Genomic DNA, 21,469 nt, shown 5'->3' on the forward strand with positions numbered 1-21,469 from the left:
CACGGCCAGAGGGAAGGACCGGACCCGGCGTTGAGCGAGAATCAGAATCTGCTCGCGGAGCAGCGGCGCGCGCTGATCCTCGACGAGGTACGCAGGCGCGGCGGGGTCAGGGTCAATGAGCTGACCCGCAGGCTGAGCGTCTCCGACATGACCGTCCGAAGGGACCTGGACGCGCTGGCGCGGCAGGGTGTCATCGAGAAGGTGCACGGCGGCGCCGTTCCGGTGGTCGAGGCGAGTACGCACGAGCCCGGTTTCGAGGCCAAGTCGACGCTGGAGCTGACCGCGAAGGAGGACATCGCGCGGGCGGCCGCCGCGATGGCCGTGCCCGGCAGCGCGATCGCGCTCTCCGGCGGCACCACGACCTACGCGCTCGCCCAGCACCTGCTGGACGTACCGGACCTGACGGTGGTGACCAACTCGGTGCGGGTGGCCGACGTGTTCCATGCGGCGCAGCGTCCGGGGTCTCCGGGTGCCCGGCCGGGCGCCGCGACCGTGGTGCTCACCGGTGGGGTGCGGACGCCGTCCGACTCGCTGGTCGGCCCGGTCGCGGACCAGGCGATCGTCTCGCTCCACTTCGATGTGCTCTTCCTCGGTGTGCACGGCATCTCGGTCGAGGCCGGTCTGTCCACGCCGAATCTGGCGGAGGCCGAGACCAACCGCCGGTTCGTCCAGTCGGCGCGGCGCGTGGTGGTGGTCGCCGACCATACCAAGTGGGGCACGGTGGGACTGAGTTCGTTCGCCACGCTGGAGCAGGTGAGCACGTTCGTCACGGACGCGGGTCTGTCCGAGAAGTCCCGCGAGGAGATCGAGGAGCACCTGCCCGGTCTGGTGGTCGTGGGCCGGGACGCGGGCGGCGGGCCCGAGCAGGGCTGAGCGCGGGTTCCGTCCGGCGTTCGGTGGGCCCCGGATTCCGCTCAGCTCGCGGCGGGGCGGCCACGGCCTAGGATCGTGCTGTGGCCGTCTTCCGGATCGAGCGCTTCACCCCTCTGCCCGCAGCCGAGTCCTGGCGCCGGGTGACGGACTGGGAACGGCACGCCGCGCACGTCCCGCTGACGACGATCACGGTGCCCGCCGGACTGCCGACCCGGGCCGGGACGGTCTTCGTGGCACGCACGGGAATCGGCCCGCTGGCGTTCGACGATCCGATGGAAGTGGTCCGGTGGTCACCGCCGTCCGGCAGCCGGGCGGGAATGTGCCGCCTGGAGAAGCGCGGCCGGGTGGTGCTGGGCCGGGCATCGATCGATGTGTATCCCACCCATGCCGGTTCCCATGTGGTGTGGGTGGAGGAGCTGAGCGTCCGGCTGCTGCCGAGGTGGGGCGATCCGCTGATCTCCGGAGCGGGGCGGCGGGTCTTCGGCCGGGTGCTCGACTCCATGCTCGACCGGCCGGCGCAGGGGTACCGGTGAGCGGTGACCGGACATGCGTGGGGAGCTCCTTCCGCACGCACGTGAAAGGCCGCCGGCAGGTGCCGTGAGCAGGTGATGTGACCGTCACACCATCGAGTCGTTTGTTGGTGTGACGGTTTCCGCCTACGGCTCAGAAGGCACCGAATTCATGCCGATCCACCAACCGCAGCAGCGGTCCTCCGGCAGCAGTGAGCGCCCCGGCGTTCCGCAGGCCGAGGCCGCGCTCGTGGAGCACTATCCGCGTCTCGTCCGGCTCGCCTATCTGGTGCTGCCGCCCGCCCTCGGCCGGCACCGCAGGGTACTGGCCGCCCACGCCTCGGTACAGCGCGCACTGCCCCGGGTACGCAGGGCGCCCGAGGCGCCGACGCCCACCCGCGTTCCGGCCCAGACCCGCGGTGGAGCGCGCCCGCCCGAGCCGGATGACGACGTGACCTCCGCGTACGCCTGGATGCGGCTGCGGGTGCTGCGCATCGCGCTGACCCACGAGCGGCGGCCGCGCTGTTGGCCTGGGCGGCTTCCGGCGCCTGCCTCGCTGCGCCCCGCGCTCCCGGCCGTCTGGGGCCTGCGGCTCTTCCCCCGTGCCGGCGGAGTGGCCGAACTCGCTCTGGACCAGGAGCTGTCGGGTGTTCCCGCCGCCGTTCGGGCGGCGTTCGCGCTGCGGCTGCTGGAGGACCTCGACGAGCCGGAGGCACAGGCGCTGCTCGCACGGGCGGATGCCCGGGACCCGGCGAGCGCGGTCCGGGCGGCCAGGCGGCTCGGGGCCGGCGACCGTGCGGGCGCCGAGGCGCTGCTGCGCTCCGGGGAGTTCGATCCGTGCGTGCTGCAGACGCGCCCGAGCGACCTGCTGCGGCGGCGGCACCGGATGCGGGTGGTGGCGGGCGTCGCCGCGCTGTGCGTGGTGGCGGGCGGCGTGGTCGCACTGGCCGAGGAGGGCTCGGCGGTCCGCCTGCCCGACAGCCGGGACGTACGCGGCGCGCTCGCCCCGGCCCTCGATCCGGCGGCGCTGCTGCGTACCGCCGCGCAGGAGTGGGCGGACACCTCGCGCGTCGACTTCACCGCGTGGCCGGCCCGCGGTGACCGCACCGACGACCGGGCGCTGCTCGGCCGGGCGCTGCGGTCCTGGGGCCGCACCCCGCGGGACACCTCGGTCTCGGCCACGCCGGGGACCCTCCCGGCGCCCCCGGCCCAGCCGCCGCGGCTGCTGTACGCGGGTGAGGTGGACGGCGCCGCCGTGGTGCTGCTCCACGACGGCGGGGTACGGGTGGTGCGCTACGCGGAGCCGCTGTCCGGATCCGGTGCTCCCGCGCTGGACTTCGCCCGGACCGACGGTGCGGATGTGACGACGGGCGCGGCCGTGGTCGTCAGCCGCAGCGGGAACCGCGCCCGCTTCCTCCTGGCCCCCTGGATCTCGCAGACCACGACGCGCGATCTGCTGAGGCCGAACACTCCGGCGCGTGCGCTGAAGGTGGGGGCGGACGGCGTCACGGCCGCCGTTGACCGCCCGTCCCCCGGCGGCAGCTGCGACGCCTGGCCGGCGCTGCAACTGCGGTCCTCCGAGCGCATCGTGGAGAAGCACGCCTTCCTCGTCACCGACCTGGGCGATCTCAACCCGGTTCATCTCACCTTCACCCCGAAACCTGGCGGCGGCGCACCCGCGCGGCAGCCGAGGGAGGCGACGGGCGGGCCCGCGCTGCTGAGCTGGGCGCGCACGGCGTGCTCGCTGGGGGCGCTGCGCGGCACCGGTGTCCGTGCGGTCAACAACTGGGACTTCGCCGAACAGCGCCTCCCTGAGGGCGGCGCCCCGGCTCAGTGGGTCTGCACCCGGGCGGACACCTGGCAGGGGCCCGGACGCGTTCTGGTGCAGTTCCTGGGCCCCGCCCCGTCGCCCACCGCGCCGGGGACCGTGGTGGGCGACGCCCGCGACACGGCGCTGTGCAGCCGGTTCGGCCAGCACGTCCTGGGGGGCACGCACTGGAGGGCGCCCTCCGGGCAGTGGTACGTACTGGCCGCGGGGAGCCGTGCGGTGAGCCGGATCGAGGCCACCGGGGCGGTCCGGGGCACGGCGGCCGGAACGACGCTCGCGGTGCGGGCGTCGCGGAACGCGTCGGTGGAGCTGACGGCCCGGCTGCGGGAGGGCGGCTCGCTCACCGCGGTGCGCTGACGCGACAGGCGTACCACCGTGCGGTCCGAGGCCGTCCGCACCGACGACATCTGACGGTCCGACAGATATGGTGAGCGGCGGCCCGTCCGCCGCCGACCGCACGGGAGGTGCGTTTCATGGCACGCCGACTCCGCTCCGTGGGCCTCGACTTCGTCGAGGCCGCCCCGCTGAGACTGGTCTTCGCGGCAGAGGTGGCCGCGCCGCCCGATGTCGTGTACCGCGCACTGGCCGATGATGTCGAGGGCTGGCCCGGCTGGTTCACCCAGGTGACGGCGGCGCGGCCGGTCGACGCGGGGGCGGGCCGCGAGGTGCGGCTCCGGGGCGGGATCGCGTTCCGGGAGACGGTCGTCGCCGCGGAGCCCGGCCTGCGGTACGCCTACCGGGTCGACGACTCCAACGCCCCCGGCCTCCAGGCCCTGGTGGAGGAGTGGCTGCTGACCCCGGCCGGCACCGGCACCCGGGTGCAGTGGACCTTCGCCGCCGACGGGTCGGCGCTGTTCCGGTTCACGATGCGGCGGGGGCGGTCGGCGGTGGGCCGGTCGTTCCGGGACGCGGTGGGCAACCTCGGGCGGCGGCTCGCGGCGGCCGCGGCCTGAGGTGCGCCGCGGGCCGCTGCCGGCGGATCAGGCCGTACTTCCCTGCTGGCCGGGCCAGTTGCCGGTGGCCAGGAAGGTGTCGATGGTCCGGGTGTACGGCACGATGTCCAGGCCCTGTGCGGCCAGCCAGGAGTCGGAGTAGTACTTGTCGAGGTAGCGGTCACCCGGGTCGCAGATCAGGGTGACGATGCTGCCCGTACGGCCCTGTGCGACCATCTCGGCGACCAGCTTGAACGCGCTCCACAGCCCCGTCCCGGTGGAACCGCCCGCCTTGCGGCCGATGGACCGCTCCAGGGCGCGCACGGCCGCGACCGTGGCCGCGTCCGGGACCTTCATCATCCGGTCGATGGCCCCCGGGACGAAGCTCGGTTCCATCCGCGGTCTGCCGATGCCCTCGATGCGGGATCCGCGGTCGCTGGTGGCGAGGGGGTCGTGGTGGGTCCAGCCGTCGAAGAAACAGGAGTTCTCCGGGTCGGGCACACAGATCCGGGTGTCGTGCTGCATGTAGTGCACGTACCGCGCGATGGTCGCCGAGGTGCCACCGGTACCCGCGGTCGCGACGATCCAGGCCGGCTCGGGGTACCGCTCCAGCCTCAGTTGCTGGTAGATCGACTCAGCGATGTTGTTGTTGCCGCGCCAGTCCGTGGCGCGCTCGGCATAGGTGAACTGGTCCATGTAGTGGCCGCCGGACTCCGCCGCGAGCGTGGCGGACTCCTCGTACAGCCTGCGTGAGTCGTCGACGAAGTGGCAGCGGCCGCCGTGGAATTCGATGAGCCGGCACTTCTCGGGGCTGGTGGTCCGGGGCATCACGGCGATGAACGGCACCCCGATCAGCTTGGCGAAGTACGCCTCCGAGACGGCGGTCGAGCCGCTCGACGCCTCGATCACCGGCTTTCCCGGACGGATCCAGCCGTTGCAGAGCCCGTAGAGGAAGAGCGAGCGCGCCAGCCGGTGCTTGAGACTTCCGGTGGGGTGCGTCGACTCGTCCTTGAGGTAGAGATCGATCCCCCAGCTCTCGGGCAGCGGGAAGCGCAGCAGATGGGTGTCGGCGGAGCGGTTGGCATCGGCCTGGACCTTGCGTACGGCTTCCTTGAGCCAGGCCCGGTACGCCAGGTCGGTGCGGTCGATGTCAACGGTCGCCACCGCTTCGCCGTCGTGCCCGTGCTCACTCGTGTCCATCAGCGCGCTTCTCCTCCTGTGACCGGTTTCGGCGCGCCCCACGATATGCCCCCTACCTGCACAAACAATGGCTTTGATACTCCATAGCCCTGCCTTGGTGCTACGGGCGGGGCACCTGTCCGAACCGTGCGCGGCGCAAATACGTCATTGCGCCCCGACCCGCTCTGGTGCACCCGGCCCGGGTTGTGCACACTTTCTCTCGGGGGCGTCACGAAGGGGGCGAAGGGGCCATGTCCGAAAAGGATTTCAGCGAGACGGGCGTACGGATCGACCGGTGGGCGCGGTCGCTCTCACGGGCCGGGCAGGTGACCGTCAAGGACGGCCGGCTGGCGCTGCTGACCAGCTACGGCCGGGAGATCGACAGCGCACCTGTGGGGACCGTGAGCACGGGCAGAGCGTGGTTCGCGGGCGGGGACGCGACGGTGGCACGGGTCAACGGAACGCGTTACCGGCTGACGATGCCGCGGCGCCCGGGGAAGCCCGACGAGGCCGGCCCCGCGCGCCGGTTCCTCGACGCGTTGCGCGGCGCGGGCGGCGGGCGAGGCTGACGGGGCGGCTCCGCGAGGACACCGCGAGTTGCGGAGCCGTAGGCCCTGAGCGACATTGGAGACACGTCACTCATGGTTTACCGGCGGTGACACTGTGATTCAGGCCGCCGGCCCGGAATCAGCAGTCAGCCAATCTGCTGGATCCGTTTCTCCGTCTTCTTCCGGACCTATTTCGGGGAGTCGCAGCCGTGATCAGCGAGCCAAGCAGGCACTGCACGGTGGAGCTCCAGGCCCTGCCGTCGCGGATCGGTCAGGTCCGCAGAATCATTTCGGCGCAGTTGCGCTACTGGCATCTCGATCCCTTGATCGACCATGCGGCGCTGGGCGTCACCGAACTGCTGACCAATGTCCACCGGCATGCACAGCCGGACAAATCATGCACCGTCGAGATCGAGTTGCTCCTCGAACGGCTGACGGTGTCCGTCCATGACCACGACCCACGGCTGCCGACCGTGCGCGACGCCGACGACTCCAGTACATCGGGGCGCGGACTCGCACTGATTGCCGCGGTCAGCGAGAGCTGGGGCGTCCGCCCCCGGGGCGGAGCCGGAAAGATCGTCTGGTTCACTCTTCCGGCCCCTTCCCTGTTCGCCGTCCAGCCACCGCATTCGGTGTACGGGGCGACGACCGACGGACCGTTCGACCTGAGCGGCATTATGTCGCCGGAGGGTGTGCAGCCCTCGGTGGCACGGTCCGTGTCGGTCGGCTGACACGGCAGGAGCGGGGCGCCACTTGAGGCGTCCCGCTCCTGCCGTGTCCGGGCCGGACGGTCCAGGTGCGGCTGGTCGGCGGTGACGGCCCGGAGCCCATCGAGCCGCGCCGCCCTCCGGGCCGGCCGCCGGCCGGCCGGGTCATGCCACCGCGTCCTTGCCGCGGGTGCCGAACTGCTCGTCGAGGACGGAGAGGCGGCGCCAGTACTCCTCCTCGTCGATCTCCCCGGCGGCGAAGCGGCGCCCGAGCATCGCGATCGGTGAGCGTTCGGCGGGGCCGCCCTGGATCGGCCGGTCCTGCCAGGGGCCGCGTCGGCCGCGCCAGACCGTGCGACGCAGCACCGTGACGACGGTGACGACGACGGCCGCCCAGATGAGCGGGAAAAGGAGGATCCACGGTCCGGGTCCGCCGTGGAGGGCCAGGGTGTTCATCTCGGTCAGCTCCTCGGTTCAGGGTTCTCGTTCACGTTCTTCTGTCGCTTCCGAGCCTGTCTCCGGGGAGGGGTCCGCGTCGTCGTACGGCCGGCGGCAGTGCGCGTACCCCCTCGGGAGCAGAGGGCGGTACGGCGGCTGCTCCCGTCCGCCGCTCATCACTCCTGGTCGCTGTACCTACCAGTATGTACAGTGGGTTCATGAGCACTCCGGAGCGTCTGATCGAAGCCACCCAGGAGCTCCTGTGGGAGCGGGGCTACGTCGGTACGAGCCCCAAGGCCATCCAGCAGCACGCGGGCGCCGGCCAGGGCAGCATGTACCACCACTTCAGCGGCAAGCCCGATCTGGCACTCACCGCCATCCGGCGCACAGCGGCCGAGATGCGCGAGGCGGCCGGCCCCGCCTTCGACTCCCCCGGCTCGGCGTACGAGCGGATCTCGCGCTACCTGCTGCGTGAACGCGACGTGCTGCGGGGCTGCCCGGTGGGGCGGCTGACGATGGACCCGGAGGTCATCGCGAGCGACGGACTGCGGGCGCCCGTCGACGAGACGATCGCGTGGCTCCGCGGCAGACTGGCCGCGATCGTCCAGGAGGGCCTGGAGAGCGGTGAGTTCACCCACCCCCTGGTGCCGGACGACATCGCGGCGACGATCGTCGCGACGGTGCAGGGCGGCTACGTACTGGCCCGCGCCTCGGGTTCGGCGGAGGCCTTCGACGCATCCGTCCGCGGGCTGCTCGCACCGCTCGGGCCCCGTAGGGACGCCACCACCTGACCCCTGGCACACCGAGACGAGCCGGGCGAGCGGCACCGGCACACCCGCGCCGGGGTCTCCGGCCGACCGACGGCCCGAGGAGCGGACCATGCACGCCATGCAGTACGAGATCACCCTTCCCGCCGACTACGACATGGGCGTCATCCGTGACCGGGTGGCGGCCAAGGGCCCCCTCCTGGACGACTTCCCCGGACTCGGCATCAAGGCCTACCTGATCCGGGAGCGCGGCGAGAACTCGCCGGTCAACCAGTACGCGCCGTTCTATCTGTGGGCGACACCCGAGGGTATGAACTCCTTCCTCTGGGGCCCCGGATTCCAGGGCATCGTGCGGGACTTCGGGCGGCCCGAGGTACAGCACTGGGCCGGGCTCTCTTACGAGGAGGGGCCCTCGTCGGCCGCGCTCCCGCGCACGGCCACCCGCCGCCGCGCACCCGTTCCGGCATCGGCCGCTCCGGCGGACGCGGTGGGAGCCGCCCTGGAGGAGACCAGCCGGCTCGCGAAGGCTCCGGGCGCGGTCGCCACGGCGCTCGCCGTCGACCCCCGCGGCTGGGAGCTGGTCCACTTCACGCTCTGGGACCGTCTCGCGCCGGAGGAGCCCGGCGAGCGCTTCGAGGTGCTCCACCTCAGCCGGCCGGGGCGCGGAGACCTCGGGGAGGGGCGCCAGTGGTAGCGGCGTCCGCACCGTTCCCGGGGACGTCCCCGCCGGTGCGTGCACGGGCGCGCCGACCGCCGTCCATCTGGAGCTGGGCACCGCCGGCGACGTACTGGATCCGCGGTGCGGGGAGCTGGACGTGGCGCCGCAGCGGGTGATCCCCGGGCATCTCGGCCGCTCGCCGGACGGCACCCTCCACCCCTCCCTCAGGCGAGCGCGCCCAGCGGGTCGTCCAGCACCGGCTGCCAGGCCAGCTCCGCCGCGCCGACCAGGCTGTTGTGGTCGAGGGTGCAGGGCAGGATCGGCACACTGCCGCTGCGTCCCCACAGGCTGCGGTCGGCGACCACGGCCCGCAGCCGTTCCGGGTCGGCGTCGAGCAGCGCGCGGTGCAGTCCGCCGAGGATGATCCGGTCCGGGTTGAGGATGTTGACGAGCCCGGCGAGACCGAGGCCCAGCCGGTCGATCAGCTCCTCCGCGGCGACGCGCACCGCCATGTCGTCGTACTCGTTGCGCAGCAGGTCCCCGGACTGCTTGAGGAGCGACTCCTCCGGGCCGGGCGCGCGCCCGGCCGCCGTGAGGAAGGCGAGCGGGTCGGTCTCGACGTCGAGGCAGCCGCGGCCGCCGCAGTGGCAGGGCCGGCCCTCCGGGTTCACCGTGAGATGGCCGACCTCCAGGGCCAGCCCCGAACTCCCGCTGTGCAGACGGCCGTCCAGGACGAGCGCCCCGCCGACACCACGGTGTCCGGTGGCCACGCAGAGCAGGTGCTGCGCGCCGCGCCCGGCCCCGTGGCGGTGCTCGGCGAGTGCGGCGAGGTTGACGTCGTTGCCGGTGAACGCCGGTCCCGCGATGCCCGCTTCGCGGACGCATGTGGCGAAGATCTCGCGGACCGGGGCGCCCGCGGGCCAGGCGATGTGGAGCGGGTTGAGGGCGGTGCCCTCCGGCTCGGCGACCGCGGACGGCACGGCGAGCCCCGCCCCGACGCACCGCAGCCCGCTGTCCCGCAGCAACCGGGCACAGTCGTCCACGACTTCGCCGATGACCTGCGCCGGGTCCGCCGTGATGGTGACGCATCCCGGGGCGGTCGCCACGAGCCGGCCGCCGAGTCCGACCAGCGCGGCCCGGAAGCCGTCCGCGTGGACCTGGGCCGCGAGGGCCACCGGCCCGGACTCCCGCACCGCCAGCCGGTGCGAGGGGCGCCCCTGCGAGCCCGCGGCCGAACCGGGGCTGGAGTCCACCCTGATCAGGCCGAGCGCCTCCAGCTCCGCGGCGACCGCGCCTGCCGTGGCACGGGTGACACCGAGCTCGGAGGTGAGGACCGCACGGGTGGGCGCTCGTCCGGTATGGACCAGTTCCAGCGCGGGCCCGAGCGCGCTGCGGCCCCTCTCCAACTTCGTCCGGGTGGTGGTCACCTTGCCGTTCATGGGGGCGAGTCTCCCATGATCCGGAGGTGTTGCGGACGCCGTGGTGGCCGGGTTCCCCCCTTGCGCGGACCCGGCCGTCGGCCGTCTTGCGCCCGTTGTCGGCGGGCCTCTATGCTGACTTTGTGCCGCAACTAAACAAACTGCGGACGGCCCTGCCGGGGGGACCGGGCGGCAACCCCGCCCCACCCTCGTCCTCCCGTCTCCGTACCGCGCTGACCGTGTTCTTCGCCCTCGACGGGTTCCTCTTCGCCGGCTGGGTGGTCCGTATCCCGGCCATCAAGCAGCAGACCGGCGCCTCGGCCGCCACCCTCGGCCTCGCACTCCTCGGCGTATCCGCCGGCGCCGTGATCACCATGATGCTCACCGGCAGGCTCTGCCACCGCTTCGGCAGCCACACGGTGACCGTGGTGTGCGGAGTGCTGCTCCCGCTCAGCATCGCGCTGCCCGCGCAGACCCATTCGGCACTCTCGCTCGGCCTGGTGCTGTTGGTGTTCGGTGCCGCGTACGGCGGGACGAACGTGGCGATGAACAGCGCCGCGGTGGATCTGGTCACCGCCCTGCGGCGCCCCGTGATGCCCAGTTTCCATGCCGCCTTCAGCCTCGGCGGCATGGTCGGTGCCGGGCTCGGCGGGCTGGTGGCCGGTGGCCTCTCGCCCGCGACACATCTCCTCCTCCTGACCGGATTCGGACTGCTGGTGACGGCCGTCGCGGGCCCGGTGCTGCTGCGGCACACGGTCGCGAAGCCCGCGGCGGAGGCGGCCGCGAGCACGGAACGCCCCAAGCGCCTGGACGGACGGGCGCGCCGCGTGGTGCTGCTCTTCGGCATGATCGCGCTCTGCACGGCGTACGGCGAGGGCGCCCTGGCCGACTGGGGCGCGCTCCACCTGGAACAGGATCTGCACGCCCACCCCGGAATCGCGGCAGCGGGCTACTCGCTGTTCGCCATGGCCATGACGGCGGGCAGGCTCAGCGGCACGGCGCTCCTCGAACGGCTCGGCCAGACCCGGACCCTGGTCGCGGGCGGCGGCACCGCCGCGGCGGGCATGCTGCTCGGTTCGCTCGCCCCGACCACCTGGCTCGCGCTCCTCGGGTTCGCCGTCACCGGGCTCGGCCTGGCCAATATCTTCCCCGTAGCGGTCAGCAGGGCCGGCGAGCTGGCGGGTCCAGGCGGAGTGGCCGCGGCCTCCACGCTCGGATACGGCGGAATGCTCCTCGGACCGCCCGCGATCGGCTTCCTGACCGACTGGTTCTCGCTGCCGGCGGCGCTCACCACGGTGGCCCTGCTGGCGGCAGCGGCGGCGGCGCTGGGGTACGGCGCCCGCAACGTGGCACACACAGGAGCGAGTGAGTAGGAGTACTCAGGCAGAAACGGTTCCCCGGACGCACGATGGAGAAGTCAGCCACCAACGGGGAGCAACGATGAACGAGCCGGTCATGACCAAGCAGCACCTTCGCTCAATCGCACATCTGGCCTTCGGCAACGCCGCCTCACTGATCTATCTGGGAGTGGTGGCGGCCACTGCCGTGTTCGTCACCGTGGACACCCTGTTCGTCGCCCATGAGGACGCCTCGTTCGCCGGGGTCTGGCTCTTCTTCCTGGCGGCGCCCACCGTGTTCGTCTTCCTCCTCGGCAGCTCGATGTGGGGTACGGAGGCGGCCGGGCCCGACTGGTACATGTACCTGGCCCTGGCGGTGTCCGTGCTGGTGCAGTCATTCGTCCTCGGCTGGTTCGTACGCCTGTTGCGCGGCGGTGCCGGGCGGACGCGTTCCGCTCACCCCCAGGGCGTCTGACCACTGGCACAATCCCTGTCATGGAAATCGCGGAGCACATCAACACCCTTGCTTCCGAAGGTCAGTTGCTGGCGGAAGCCGCGCAGGAGGCCGGAACCGGGGCTCCCGTGCCGACGTGCCCGGGTTGGCGGGTGCGGGACCTGCTCCGGCACACCGCGATGGTCCACACCTGGGCGGCCGCCTTCGTGGCCGAGGGACACACCACGTACGTCCCCGACGCAGGGGAGCCCGCCCTGGACGGGCCCGAGCTGCTCGGCCGGTTCCGTGAGGGACACAGCCGGCTGGTGGACGTCCTGGACAGCGCGCCGCCGGACGTGGCGTGCTGGACCTTCTTCGCCGCGCCGTCGCCGCTCGCCTTCTGGGCGCGGCGGCAGGCGCACGAGACCACGATCCACCGGGTGGACGCGGAGTCCGCACGCGGCGGTGCGCTGTCCCCCGTGGCGGCCCCGCACGCCGTGGACGGCGTCGACGAACTGCTCCGCGGGTTCCACACCCGCCAGAAGAGCCGACTGCGTACCGAGGTGCCCCGCACGCTGCGGGTGCGGGCCACGGACACCGGCACGGTCTGGACCGTACAGCTCTCGGCCGAGCCGCCGCGGGCCGTGCGCGGGGCCGGGGCACCGAAGGACCGCGGCGTGGACTGCGAGTTGAGCGGCACCGCCCAGGAGCTCTGTCTCTCGCTCTGGAACCGGCTGCCCCTCACCGCCCTCACCGTGACCGGCGACCCGGCTCTCGCCCGGCTGTGGCGCGAGAACTCCGCGGTCACCTGGTCCTGAGCCGACGCCCCCTTCAGCGGACGGGGGCGTCGGTTCGCGTTCGGGGGCGGGACATCCCTGCGGCCCACCCGTACCCGTACGGGTGGGGTTGTCCGCTGTCACCGCTCCTGTGACACTGCGGGCATGGGACACCGAAGCCAGGCCGACCGGGACGCCATGACCGTCGAGATCGGCTTCGCCGTGCTGACCGGAGCCCTGATGGCCGCCGGGGCGTTCATCGTGGTCTGCGTCCCCACCGTGTTCCTCGCACCGCACGGCGGCCCGCGCTCCGCGCTGTTGATGATCGCGGCCGGCGTGGCCGGGCTCGTCCTCGTGGGGCGTGTCGTCGACGTGCTGTGGCGGTTCGGCCGCCGGGACGCCGCTGTCGAGATCGGGCCAGGTGGTCCGCCGACGCCGGTTCAGCCCAGCCAGCCGGGGCGTACGAGTCCCGACTCGTAGGCGAGCACGACCAGTTGGGCCCGGTCGCGGGCACCGAGCTTCACCATGGTGCGGCTCACATGGGTCTTGGCCGTGAGCGGGCTGACGACGAGCCGGCGGGCGATCTCCTCATTGGAGAGGCCTATGCCGACCAGGGCCATCACCTCCCGTTCCCGTTCCGTCAGTTCGCTCAGGCCCGTCGCGGCCGCGGGCTCCTTGGAGCGGGCCGCGAACTCGGCGATCAGGCGGCGGGTGACGCCCGGGGACAGCAGCGCGTCACCTGCGACCACCGCCCGGACGGCCCGCAGCAGCTCTTCCGGCTCGGTGTCCTTCACCAGAAAGCCGGAGGCTCCGGAACGGATCGCCTCGAAGACGTACTCGTCGAGTTCGAAGGTGGTGAGCATGACCACCTTCACCCCGTTCAGCGCGGGGTCCTCGGTGATCGCGCGGGTCGCGGCGAGGCCGTCGAGACGCGGCATCCGGATGTCCATCAGCACGGTGTCCGGCCGCAGTTCGCGCACCAGGCGGACGGCCTCCTCGCCGTCGGCGGCCTCGCCGGCGACCTCGATGTCCGGCTGGGCGTCCAGGAGCGCCCGGAATCCCGCCCGGACCAGCAGCTGGTCATCGGCGAGCAGTACGCGAATCACGGTGTCTCCTTCTGGTGCGGTGCCCCGCCGGTCCCGCCGGCCGGCAGGGGGAGTTCGGCGCGTACCCGGAAACCGCCGTCGGGGCGGGTCCCCGCCTCGATCGTGCCACCCAGCGCCGCGGCCCGCTCCCGCATGCCCGCCAGCCCGTTGCCGCTGCCCCCGGCGTCCGTGCCGGTGGCCGGTCCCCGGTCGTCGATACGGAGCCGGACGCGGCCCGGCTCGTAACCGATCCGGACCTCCGCGGTACGCGAGCCGGAGTGCCGCACCACATTGGTCAGCGCCTCCTGCACGATCCGGAACGCGGCCAGGTCCGCGCCGGGCGGCACGGCGCCGCGTGCTCCGTCCGCCGTGACGGTGACGGTCAGGCCGGCGCTCGCGGCCTGCTCCACCAGTTCGGGCAGCCGGTCGAGTCCGGGCGCCGGCGTCCTGGGCGCGTCCCCGGGGGTGCGCAGCGTGTCGAGGACCTGTCTGACCTCGCCGAGCGCCTCCTTGCTGGCGGCCTTGATGGTGGTGAGCGCCGTGCGGGCCTGTTCGGGGTCGGAGTCGAGCAGGGCGAGGCCGACCCCCGCCTGGACGTTGATGACGGAGATGCTGTGCGCGAGGACGTCGTGGAGCTCCCGGGCCATCCGCAGGCGCTCCTCGTCGGCCCGCCGTTTCTCCGCGGTCGCCCGCTCCATCCGCTGGGCGGCCCACTGTTCACGGCGTACGCGGACGAACTCCGCGGCGGCGACGATGGCCACCACCCAGGCGGCGACCCCGACTTCCTGCCCCCAGGGCGGGGCCGAGTCGCCGGAGGGAGGCAGCCAGGGGTAGAGCCAGTGGGCGACCAGGAGATGCCCCAGCCACACCATGCCGACCGCCGACCACGCGGCCCCGCGGTGTCCGGCGACGACGGCACTGAAGCAGCCCACGGCGACGGCCAGGAAGACCGGTCCGTACGGGTATCCGGCACCGAGATAGACCATCGCCGCGGCCGAACTCACGAAGACGGCCACGACGGGGTGGCGGTGGCGCAGCAGGAGCACGGCCACGGAGACGAGGAGCAGCAGCCGGGCGAAGAGGTCCAGCGGGGCCTTCTCGCCGAGCTGGCCGTGGGCCGCGATGCTCGATCCGGCCATGACGACGACGCCGAGCAGCAGGGTCGACAGCCAGGGCAGACGGCCGGCGGACCGCGCGCGCACTCCGGTCAGCCAGCGCGGCGGCTCACCGCGGCTCCAGGGCGGGCCGGGGCCGCGGTAGCCCGTCGTCGCGCCGTCCGGTTCCCCGTGCGCCCAGGGCCGTCGCCGCGGTGGTCCGCCCTGTTCACCAGGGGGACCGCCGCCTGGCTGTGAGCGCTGCTCTTCCATGCCGGCCACGCTAGACCGCGGACCACCGCGCGGGCGTCCGCCGGGCGTGGTGATCCCCCGTACTCCCTGTGGAGTACGGCGAACGGGGAGGAGCGGGGGCGCGGAGGTCCGGCGAGGGAGGCGGCCGGGGATCAGGTGCGCCCGCGGCGCGGCGCGGCGCGTCCTCAGCGCCGTGCCCGGGCCGCCGTGCCGGTGCCGCCGCGGCGTGCGGTGCCCAGCAGGCCGACCGTACGGGCCAGCTCTTCCGCGGCATGGCGGAAGAAGACATCCCTGGCCTCCACGACCCGGTTGAACTGGCCGAAGACCTCGAAGGACACCAGTCCGAACAGCTGCGCCCAGGCGGCGACAATCGATACGGCGACCTCGGGGGGCAGGCCGATGGCCAGGTCGGCGGCGAGCCTCTCGGCCTCGGGACGCAGCTCCGCGGCGAGCGGCGGCACCGCGAGCCCGGCCTCGCGGTGGGCGTCCTCGACGACGGCGATGAGGACGCGGCCGACGCGTGACGCGGGGCCGACGGTCGCCTGCGGCGCGGTGTAGCCGGGCACCGGCGAACCGTAGATCAGGGCGTACTCATGGGGGTGCGCAAGTGCCCAGCCGCGTACGGCGCAGGCGACCGCGACCCAGCGTGCCAGGTGGGCCGCGGGCTCCGACGGGCCCGGGGCTCCGGTCCGTCCCGCGCTCTCGGCGACCTCGCCCACGGAGTCGTACGCATCGACGATGAGGGCCGTGAGCAGTTCGTCGCGGCTGGGGAAGTAGCGGTAGAGCGCGGAGGAGACCATGCCGAGCTCGCGCGCCACCGCGCGCAGCGAGAGTTTCGCGGCTCCCTCGGCAGCGAGCTGCCTGCGCGCCTCGTCCTTGATGGCGGCGGTGACCTCGATACGGGCCCGTTCCCTGGCTCCTCGGATAGCGCTCATGAATCTCAGTCTGCCACGCGAGCAGAGCGGCGACCAATAACGAGAGCGGTGCTCTTGCTTTTGAGCATCACTCTCGCGCACACTGATCTCAAGCGAGAGCACCGCTCTCCCAAGCAGTGGGGATCATCATGTCGCAGGCCTACTACCTTCAGGGAAGCCCGCTCACCGTCCGCCTGAACAGCTTCGTCGGCCGCCTCGCCCGGCACGGTGTCAGCCTGCTCGGCACGCAGGAGATGTCGGTCCGCGGACGCAAGAGCGGCCAGATGCAGCGCATCCCCGTCAACCCGCACACCTACGAGGGCGCGCAGTACCTGGTCTCGGCCCGCGGCCACTCTCAGTGGGTGCGCAACATGCGGGCCGCCGGCGGCGGAGAACTGCGCAAGGGCCGCAGCAACCGCGCCTTCACCGCCGTGGAGATCGCGGACGACGAGCACAAGGTGGTCGTCGTCCGCGCCTACCTGAAGCGCTGGGGCTGGGAGGTCAACCAGTACTTCAAGGGCATCACAGCGAAGTCCACGGACGCCGAACTCCTCGCGGCCTGCCCCGACCACCCCGTCTTCCGGATCACCGTCGAGAGCTGAGCGGCCGGCCCCGCCGGACCCCTCCCCCGCACCGCCTCGGCCGGACCCCGGGACTGCCGGATCCGGCCGGACGCCCGCCGATCCGGCGGGCAGCGGCGGTGGTTACTTGCGGTCCATCGTCGACAGGGCCCGCTGCGCCAGCGGATGCGAACGGACCAGCTCGGCCAGCGAGGTCGTTCCCCGGGTGATCCCCGCGAACGCGTTCCACGCGGGACGGAATCCCGTCAGCACCGCGTGCAGCAGACCCGGGCGGCGCTCGAAGAGCTTCAGCATGCGCCGTCCCACGCTCATCTCGACACCAAGCCCGGCCTTGATGGCGAAGGCGTAGTTGAGAGCCTGGCGACGGGCGTCCACGGCGTCGTGCGACTCCGCGACCCGGACCGCCCACTCCCCCGCGAGCCGCCCCGAACGCAGCGCGAACGAGATGCCCTCACGGGTCCACGGCTCCAGCAGACCGGCCGCGTCACCGCACACCAGGACCCGGCCGCGCGACAGCGGCGAGTCGTCGCTGCGGCAGCGCGTCAGATGGCCGGAGGAGATCTTCGGCTCGAAGCCGGCCAGACCGAGCCGTGCGACGAAGTCCTCCAAGTACCTCTTGGTGCCGCCGCCGTCGCCGCGCGCCGAGATCACCCCGACCGTCAGCGTGTCGCCCTTGGGGAAGACCCAGCCGTAACTCCCCGGCATGGGACCCCAGTCGATCAGCACCCGGCCGGCCCAGTCCTCCGCGACCGTCTGCGGAACGGGGATCTCCGCCTCCAGGCCCAGGTCCACCTGGTCGAGCTTCACCCCGACGTGGGCGCCTATCCGCCCGGCACTGCCGTCCGCGCCGACCACCGCACGGGCCAGGACGGTCTCGCCGCCGGACAGCACGACCGCGACCGTGCGCCGGTCCGGCACCGCGGCGCCGTGCTGCTCCACCCGGGACACCGTCGCGCCGGTGCGCAGTTCGGCTCCGGCCTTCTGCGCCTCCTCGACCAGGCCCGCGTCGAACTCGGGGCGGTTGATCAGCCCGAAGAGCATGCGCTTGGAGCGGCGGGTCCGCGCGAGCCTGCCGTTCAGCGAGAACGTGACCGCGTGGATCCGGTCCCGCAAGGGCAGTTCGAATCCGGGCGGCAGCGAATCACGCGAATACCCGATGATGCCACCGCCGCATGTTTTGTAGCGGGGCAGTTCCGCCTTCTCCAGCAGCAGCACCCGACGGCCGGCGACCGCCGCCGCGTATGCCGCGGAGGCTCCCGCCGGTCCGGCGCCGACTACGACGACATCCCACACGGACGACTCTTCGTGCTCATGTCCGGCGTCTGCGTTCTCGCTGCTCACGATGTGCTTCTGCTCCCGATCCGACCAGTGGCCCAAGCTGCTCACGGCATCCTACGGCGCGTTCCGCCCGCCCCCTGCTGTGGGAGGATCGGCCGTGCCTCCGTCGTAACCACAACGCCGCATTCGCGGCGTTCAAGTACACGGATTCGTACACATAACGTCGCACCTGCTAGGAGCGTGCCCATGACCGGCCATCCGATTTCCGAGACCATCGCCTCACTGATGCCCCGCGCCAAGGCGGAGCTCGCCGAGCTGGTGGCCTTCCAGTCGGTGGCGGATCCCGCGGTGTACCCGAGGAGCGAGTGCGACGCCGCCGCCGAGTGGGTCGCCGGGGCGCTGCGCGCCGAGGACTTCCAGGACGTCGCCCTGCTCGACACCCCGGACGGCAGCCGGTCCGTCTACGGCTTCCTGCCCGGTCCCGCCGGGGCACCCACCGTGCTGCTGTACGCGCACTACGACGTGCAGCCGCCGCTCGACGAGTCCGCCTGGCTGTCCCCGCCCTTCGAGCTGACGGAACGTGACGGCCGCTGGTACGGCCGGGGCTCGGCCGACTGCAAGGGCGGCCTCGTCATGCACCTCCTCGCGCTGCGCGCCCTCAAGGCGAACGGCGGGGTGCCGGTCTCCGTGAAGGTGATCGCCGAGGGCTCGGAGGAGCAGGGCACCGGAGGCCTGGAGCAGTACGCGCAGGCGCACCCGGAGCTGCTCGCCGCCGACACCGTCGTGATCGGCGACACCGGCAACTTCCGGGTCGGTCTGCCCACGGTCACCTCGACCCTGCGCGGGATGACGATGCTGCGGGTCCGGCTCGACACCCTCGAAGGGAACCTGCACTCCGGGCAGTTCGGCGGCGCGGCGCCCGACGCGCTGGCCGCGATGATCCAGTTGCTCGCGTCGCTGCGCGCCGAGGACGGCACGACGACCGTCGACGGACTCACCACCGACGCGAAGTGGGACGGCCTCCAGTACCCCGAGGCCGAGTTCCGCAAGGACGCGAAGGTCCTCGACGGGGTCGGGCTCATCGGCACGAGTACGGTCGCGGACCGGATCTGGGCGCGGCCGGCCGTCACGGTGATCGGCATCGACTGCCCGCCGGTCGTCGGCGCGACGCCCTCGGTGCAGGCCGCCGCGCGGGCACAGATAAGCCTTCGGGTGCCGCCGGGCGTCGACGCCGACGACGCGACGAAGCTGCTCACCGCGCATCTGCGGTCGCACGCCCCGTGGGGCGCCCGGGTATCGGTCGAGCAGGTCGGCCAGGGGCAGCCGTTCCGCGCCGACGTGTCCAGCCCGGCGTACACGGCGATGGCGGACGCCATGCGGGCCGCGTACCCCGGACAGGAGATGCAGTCCTCCGGCATGGGCGGCTCGATCCCCCTCTGCAACGCGCTCGCGACGCTGTACCCGGAGGCGGAGATCCTGCTGATCGGGCTGAGTGAGCCCGAGGCGCAGATCCACGCGGTGAACGAGAGCGTGTCGCCCGAGGAGCTGGAGCGGATGTCGGTGGCCGAGGCGCTGTTCCTGCAGAACTACGCCGCCTCCAAGAAGGTCTGAGCGGACCGCACGCGGCCCGGCGGGCCGGCCCCGGCCCGCCGCCGCTACGCGTTGAGCGAAGCACGCGCAGAGCGTAGATCCACGTGGCGGACGTGCGCCGCTGCGTACGTTCGGCGCATGGATCTCGTCGAAGTACTTCCCCAGCTCCACATGTTCCGTTTCCGGATCGGTCAGGCGTACCTCTGGCGCGACGGGGCGGAGCTGACCCTGATCGACGCGGGCGACATCAACGCCGCGCCCGCCATCGAGAACGCGGTGCGCGGCCTCGGCCTGGACCCCGCCCGCATCTCCCGCATCGTCATCACCCACGGCCATCGCGACCACTACGGCGCCGCCCAGGAACTCGCCGACCGCCACGGCGCCGAGATCCTGGCACACCGACTCGACGCCCCGGTGATCCGGGGCGAGGAGGAGGTCGGCGACCCGGTGCTGCTCGACTGGGAGGTTCCGTTGTACGAGCACGGGCTGACCGTTCCGGTGGCCCCTGCGACCCGGGTCGACCGCGAGCTCTCCGACGGCTCGACGATCGACTTCGGCGGCGGTGCCCGGGTGATCCACTCGCCCGGCCACACCCCGGGTTCCATCGGGATCCATCTCCCCGCGCACGGGGTGCTGTTCACCGGGGACTGCGTGGCCCGTGCGGGACAGGTCATGCTGGGCGTCTTCAACATCGACCGCGAGCAGGCCGTGGCCTCGTTCCAGCGGCTGGCGGCGCTGGAACCGGCCACGGTCTGCTTCGGACACGGTGATCCCGTCACCGTCGGCACCGCCGCGGTACTGCGTGCCTCAGCCGACCGGGACTCCGGCCTCCAGATTGAACACGGCTGACTGTTCGCGGGCCCGCAGCGCCCAGCGCAGCCGTTCGTACCGGGTGGGCGGCAGCATGGTGGCCGCCTCCGCCTCGGTGACGAACCGCCAGCCGCGCAGTTCGGAGCCGGGCAGCGTCAGCCGCCCGGCATCCCGCCCCGGCAGCAGACCCCCGTCGAAGAGCAGCCGCAGTCCGCCGTATCCGGGCGGCTCGGGCGCCTCCCAGTCGATGACGAGCAGTTTCGGCACCCGGGCGAGCTGTATCCCTATCTCCTCTGCGACCTCCCTGATCCCGGCCTGCGCCGGTGCCTCGCCGGACTCCACGATGCCGCCGGGGAACTCCCAGCCCGGCTTGTAGGTGGGGTCGACGAGCAGGAACCGGCCATCCTCGTCGAAGAGCAGCACCCCGGCCGCGACGGTCTCCGCGGTCGGATCGGGTGTCTGCACGATCTCGCAGGCCGGCGCCGCCCCCGTGTGCAGGGCCTCGGATATCAGTTCGGCGGTCTCCCGCGGGGTGAGCGCGCTGTTGTCTATGGTGTGGGCGTCCCCGGTGATCCAGTCGAGCGCCGAGCGGTAGGGCCCGATGTGCTCGTACGCCCACTGCCTGACCTGTTCGCTGCGTTCGGGATCGTCCTCGGCTTCGACTCGGTCGGCGATCCGCTTTCGCAGGATCGTTTCCTCAGGTGAGAGCAGCACATGGCGCACCGGAATGCGCCGGGCGGCGAGCCCTCCGAAGATCTCGTCGCGATACTCCTGTCGCAGCAGCGTCATCGGCACCACCAGTACCCCACCGAGCTCGGCGAGCAGGGCCGCCGCGGTCTCCACCACCATGCGCCGCCAGATCGGCAGGTCCTGGAAGTCGGTCACCTCGGCGAGCTTCTTCTGGGGCAGCAGGTACCGCAGCCCCGCGCCGGTCAGTTCCGGGTCGTAGAAGGTGCTGTTCGGGATCAGATCGATCAGTTCGCGCGCGGCGCTGGTCTTCCCCGCGCTGAACGCACCGTTGATCCAGACGACAATCACTAGTACTCCAGGATGGGAAGGCCGCTGAACAGCGGCGGAGTGGATTTCGCGGGATCGTCCGGGAGACGGATGGGAAAAGGCGGTGTCCACAGCCCGGCTCCCACCACTTCCGTCTCCCACACCTCCTGGGGATACCCAACGATCCGCTCCTCCATTGCGATCGTCACCTCGCTGTAGGTGCTCTCCACACCGGGCAGCTCATACCGACCGGTGACCGCATAGACAGCGGCGATGGTGACCTCGGCGGTCTCGCGGTCGGCGCGGCGGCGCTCCATCTGGACCGACTGGCAGGCGCCGGGGAAGAGCAGGTTGGAGACCCGTCGTCGGTCGCTGGGCCGGCAGGGGATCCGGTCGTGGGAGGACCGGCAGTGAGCCTCCGCCAACTTGAAGTCGCAGGTCAAAGGACTGGTGTGACCGGTCCTCC

At 72.3% G+C, this 21,469-nt stretch carries 24 protein-coding genes; 15 read left to right on the forward strand and 9 right to left on the reverse strand.

Annotation, left to right across the window (positions count from 1 at the left end; translation table 11 throughout):
• Nucleotides 1–30 precede the first annotated feature (30 nt).
• The 4 genes from ACIO3R_RS21430 to ACIO3R_RS21445 all read left to right on the forward strand — a co-directional run bounded on the left by ACIO3R_RS21430 (nucleotide 31) and on the right by ACIO3R_RS21445 (nucleotide 4,163).
• On the forward strand, nucleotides 31–873 hold the full coding sequence (locus ACIO3R_RS21430) for a DeoR/GlpR family DNA-binding transcription regulator (RefSeq protein WP_385036648.1): 843 nt from the start codon (nucleotides 31–33) through the stop codon (nucleotides 871–873).
• 80 nt (nucleotides 874–953) lie between these two features.
• Nucleotides 954–1,406, forward strand: coding sequence for an SRPBCC family protein (locus tag ACIO3R_RS21435; RefSeq protein ID WP_363021617.1), 453 nt, complete (start codon nucleotides 954–956; stop codon nucleotides 1,404–1,406).
• Between the two features lie 148 nt (nucleotides 1,407–1,554).
• The gene (locus ACIO3R_RS21440) at nucleotides 1,555–3,567 is read left to right on the forward strand and encodes a hypothetical protein (protein ID WP_402107756.1); all 2,013 of its coding nucleotides are present in this window, start codon (nucleotides 1,555–1,557) and stop codon (nucleotides 3,565–3,567) included.
• 116 nt (nucleotides 3,568–3,683) lie between these two features.
• Nucleotides 3,684–4,163 (forward strand): SRPBCC family protein, encoded by a 480-nt coding sequence (locus tag ACIO3R_RS21445; protein ID WP_385035940.1) that lies wholly within the window; start codon nucleotides 3,684–3,686, stop codon nucleotides 4,161–4,163.
• Between the two features lie 27 nt (nucleotides 4,164–4,190).
• Here the strand turns inward: ACIO3R_RS21445 and ACIO3R_RS21450 are convergent, their stop codons facing one another.
• Nucleotides 4,191–5,342 carry a PLP-dependent cysteine synthase family protein gene (locus ACIO3R_RS21450; protein ID WP_385035939.1) on the reverse strand — a complete coding sequence of 384 codons (1,152 nt, stop codon included), beginning with the start codon at nucleotides 5,340–5,342 and terminating at the stop codon, nucleotides 4,191–4,193.
• A 230-nt stretch (nucleotides 5,343–5,572) separates the two neighbouring features.
• Here ACIO3R_RS21450 and ACIO3R_RS21455 point away from each other — a divergent pair, with 230 nt between their 5' ends.
• The gene (locus ACIO3R_RS21455) at nucleotides 5,573–5,890 is read left to right on the forward strand and encodes a hypothetical protein (protein WP_385035938.1); all 318 of its coding nucleotides are present in this window, start codon (nucleotides 5,573–5,575) and stop codon (nucleotides 5,888–5,890) included.
• 188 nt (nucleotides 5,891–6,078) lie between these two features.
• A complete protein-coding gene (locus ACIO3R_RS21460; protein ID WP_402107761.1) occupies nucleotides 6,079–6,600 on the forward strand; it encodes an ATP-binding protein in 522 nt (173 codons plus the stop codon).
• 141 nt (nucleotides 6,601–6,741) lie between these two features.
• Here ACIO3R_RS21460 and ACIO3R_RS21465 read toward each other — a convergent pair whose 3' ends face one another.
• Nucleotides 6,742–7,032, reverse strand: coding sequence for an SHOCT domain-containing protein (locus ACIO3R_RS21465; RefSeq protein WP_385035935.1), 291 nt, complete (start codon nucleotides 7,030–7,032; stop codon nucleotides 6,742–6,744).
• A 185-nt stretch (nucleotides 7,033–7,217) separates the two neighbouring features.
• On the opposite strand from ACIO3R_RS21465, the gene ACIO3R_RS21470 reads away from it, so the two are divergent.
• Both ACIO3R_RS21470 and ACIO3R_RS21475 read left to right on the forward strand, forming a co-directional pair.
• The gene (locus tag ACIO3R_RS21470; protein ID WP_402107764.1) at nucleotides 7,218–7,805 is read left to right on the forward strand and encodes a TetR/AcrR family transcriptional regulator; all 588 of its coding nucleotides are present in this window, start codon (nucleotides 7,218–7,220) and stop codon (nucleotides 7,803–7,805) included.
• An 88-nt stretch (nucleotides 7,806–7,893) separates the two neighbouring features.
• On the forward strand, nucleotides 7,894–8,475 hold the full coding sequence (locus tag ACIO3R_RS21475; RefSeq protein WP_402107766.1) for a DUF4865 family protein: 582 nt from the start codon (nucleotides 7,894–7,896) through the stop codon (nucleotides 8,473–8,475).
• Between the two features lie 188 nt (nucleotides 8,476–8,663).
• Here the strand turns inward: ACIO3R_RS21475 and ACIO3R_RS21480 are convergent, their stop codons facing one another.
• Nucleotides 8,664–9,878 carry an ROK family protein gene (locus ACIO3R_RS21480; protein WP_402107768.1) on the reverse strand — a complete coding sequence of 405 codons (1,215 nt, stop codon included), beginning with the start codon at nucleotides 9,876–9,878 and terminating at the stop codon, nucleotides 8,664–8,666.
• A gap of 122 nt (nucleotides 9,879–10,000) precedes the next feature.
• Here ACIO3R_RS21480 and ACIO3R_RS21485 point away from each other — a divergent pair, with 122 nt between their 5' ends.
• The 4 genes from ACIO3R_RS21485 to ACIO3R_RS21500 all read left to right on the forward strand — a co-directional run bounded on the left by ACIO3R_RS21485 (nucleotide 10,001) and on the right by ACIO3R_RS21500 (nucleotide 12,883).
• Nucleotides 10,001–11,230, forward strand: a complete 1,230-nt coding sequence (locus ACIO3R_RS21485; RefSeq protein ID WP_402107770.1) for an MFS transporter — start codon at nucleotides 10,001–10,003, stop codon at nucleotides 11,228–11,230.
• Between the two features lie 67 nt (nucleotides 11,231–11,297).
• Complete coding sequence (locus ACIO3R_RS21490) at nucleotides 11,298–11,669, forward strand: SCO4225 family membrane protein (RefSeq protein ID WP_385035930.1); 372 nt, start codon at nucleotides 11,298–11,300, stop codon at nucleotides 11,667–11,669.
• A gap of 20 nt (nucleotides 11,670–11,689) precedes the next feature.
• Nucleotides 11,690–12,445, forward strand: a complete 756-nt coding sequence (locus ACIO3R_RS21495) for a maleylpyruvate isomerase family mycothiol-dependent enzyme (RefSeq protein ID WP_402107773.1) — start codon at nucleotides 11,690–11,692, stop codon at nucleotides 12,443–12,445.
• 123 nt (nucleotides 12,446–12,568) lie between these two features.
• A complete protein-coding gene (locus ACIO3R_RS21500; protein ID WP_402107776.1) occupies nucleotides 12,569–12,883 on the forward strand; it encodes a DUF6332 family protein in 315 nt (104 codons plus the stop codon).
• Here the strand turns inward: ACIO3R_RS21500 and ACIO3R_RS21505 are convergent.
• From ACIO3R_RS21505 to ACIO3R_RS21515, 3 genes are all read right to left on the reverse strand, one after another.
• A complete protein-coding gene (locus ACIO3R_RS21505) occupies nucleotides 12,844–13,509 on the reverse strand; it encodes a response regulator (RefSeq protein ID WP_385346277.1) in 666 nt (221 codons plus the stop codon). The genes ACIO3R_RS21500 and ACIO3R_RS21505 overlap by 40 nt on opposite strands.
• Nucleotides 13,506–14,864, reverse strand: a complete 1,359-nt coding sequence (locus ACIO3R_RS21510) for a sensor histidine kinase (protein WP_402107779.1) — start codon at nucleotides 14,862–14,864, stop codon at nucleotides 13,506–13,508. The genes ACIO3R_RS21505 and ACIO3R_RS21510 overlap by 4 nt, the downstream gene beginning before the upstream one ends.
• A gap of 155 nt (nucleotides 14,865–15,019) precedes the next feature.
• Nucleotides 15,020–15,769, reverse strand: a complete 750-nt coding sequence (locus ACIO3R_RS21515; RefSeq protein ID WP_385035924.1) for a TetR/AcrR family transcriptional regulator — start codon at nucleotides 15,767–15,769, stop codon at nucleotides 15,020–15,022.
• Between the two features lie 128 nt (nucleotides 15,770–15,897).
• On the opposite strand from ACIO3R_RS21515, the gene ACIO3R_RS21520 reads away from it, so the two are divergent.
• Nucleotides 15,898–16,350, forward strand: coding sequence for a nitroreductase/quinone reductase family protein (locus tag ACIO3R_RS21520; RefSeq protein ID WP_402107783.1), 453 nt, complete (start codon nucleotides 15,898–15,900; stop codon nucleotides 16,348–16,350).
• A 102-nt stretch (nucleotides 16,351–16,452) separates the two neighbouring features.
• On the opposite strand, the gene ACIO3R_RS21525 is transcribed toward ACIO3R_RS21520, so the two are convergent.
• Nucleotides 16,453–17,670, reverse strand: coding sequence for a geranylgeranyl reductase family protein (locus ACIO3R_RS21525; protein WP_363021599.1), 1,218 nt, complete (start codon nucleotides 17,668–17,670; stop codon nucleotides 16,453–16,455).
• 183 nt (nucleotides 17,671–17,853) lie between these two features.
• Between ACIO3R_RS21525 and ACIO3R_RS21530 the strand changes: the two genes are divergently transcribed.
• Both ACIO3R_RS21530 and ACIO3R_RS21535 read left to right on the forward strand, forming a co-directional pair.
• Nucleotides 17,854–19,218: a dipeptidase gene (locus tag ACIO3R_RS21530; RefSeq protein ID WP_402107785.1), complete on the forward strand. Its 1,365-nt coding sequence runs from the start codon at nucleotides 17,854–17,856 to the stop codon at nucleotides 19,216–19,218.
• Nucleotides 19,219–19,335: 117 nt separating this feature from the next.
• Nucleotides 19,336–20,046: an MBL fold metallo-hydrolase gene (locus tag ACIO3R_RS21535; protein ID WP_402107788.1), complete on the forward strand. Its 711-nt coding sequence runs from the start codon at nucleotides 19,336–19,338 to the stop codon at nucleotides 20,044–20,046.
• Here ACIO3R_RS21535 and ACIO3R_RS21540 read toward each other — a convergent pair.
• Entirely contained in the window at nucleotides 20,005–21,042 is a 1,038-nt protein-coding gene (locus ACIO3R_RS21540; protein ID WP_385035942.1) for an NUDIX domain-containing protein, read from the reverse strand. The genes ACIO3R_RS21535 and ACIO3R_RS21540 overlap by 42 nt on opposite strands.
• 2 nt (nucleotides 21,043–21,044) lie before the next feature.
• Nucleotides 21,045–21,446, reverse strand: a complete 402-nt coding sequence (locus ACIO3R_RS21545) for a hypothetical protein (protein ID WP_402107791.1) — start codon at nucleotides 21,444–21,446, stop codon at nucleotides 21,045–21,047.
• Between the last annotated feature and the right edge of the window lie 23 nt (nucleotides 21,447–21,469).

Source organism: Streptomyces sp. NPDC087428 (assembly GCF_044744085.1).
In the GTDB taxonomy this organism is placed as follows: Bacteria; Actinomycetota; Actinomycetes; order Streptomycetales; family Streptomycetaceae; genus Streptomyces.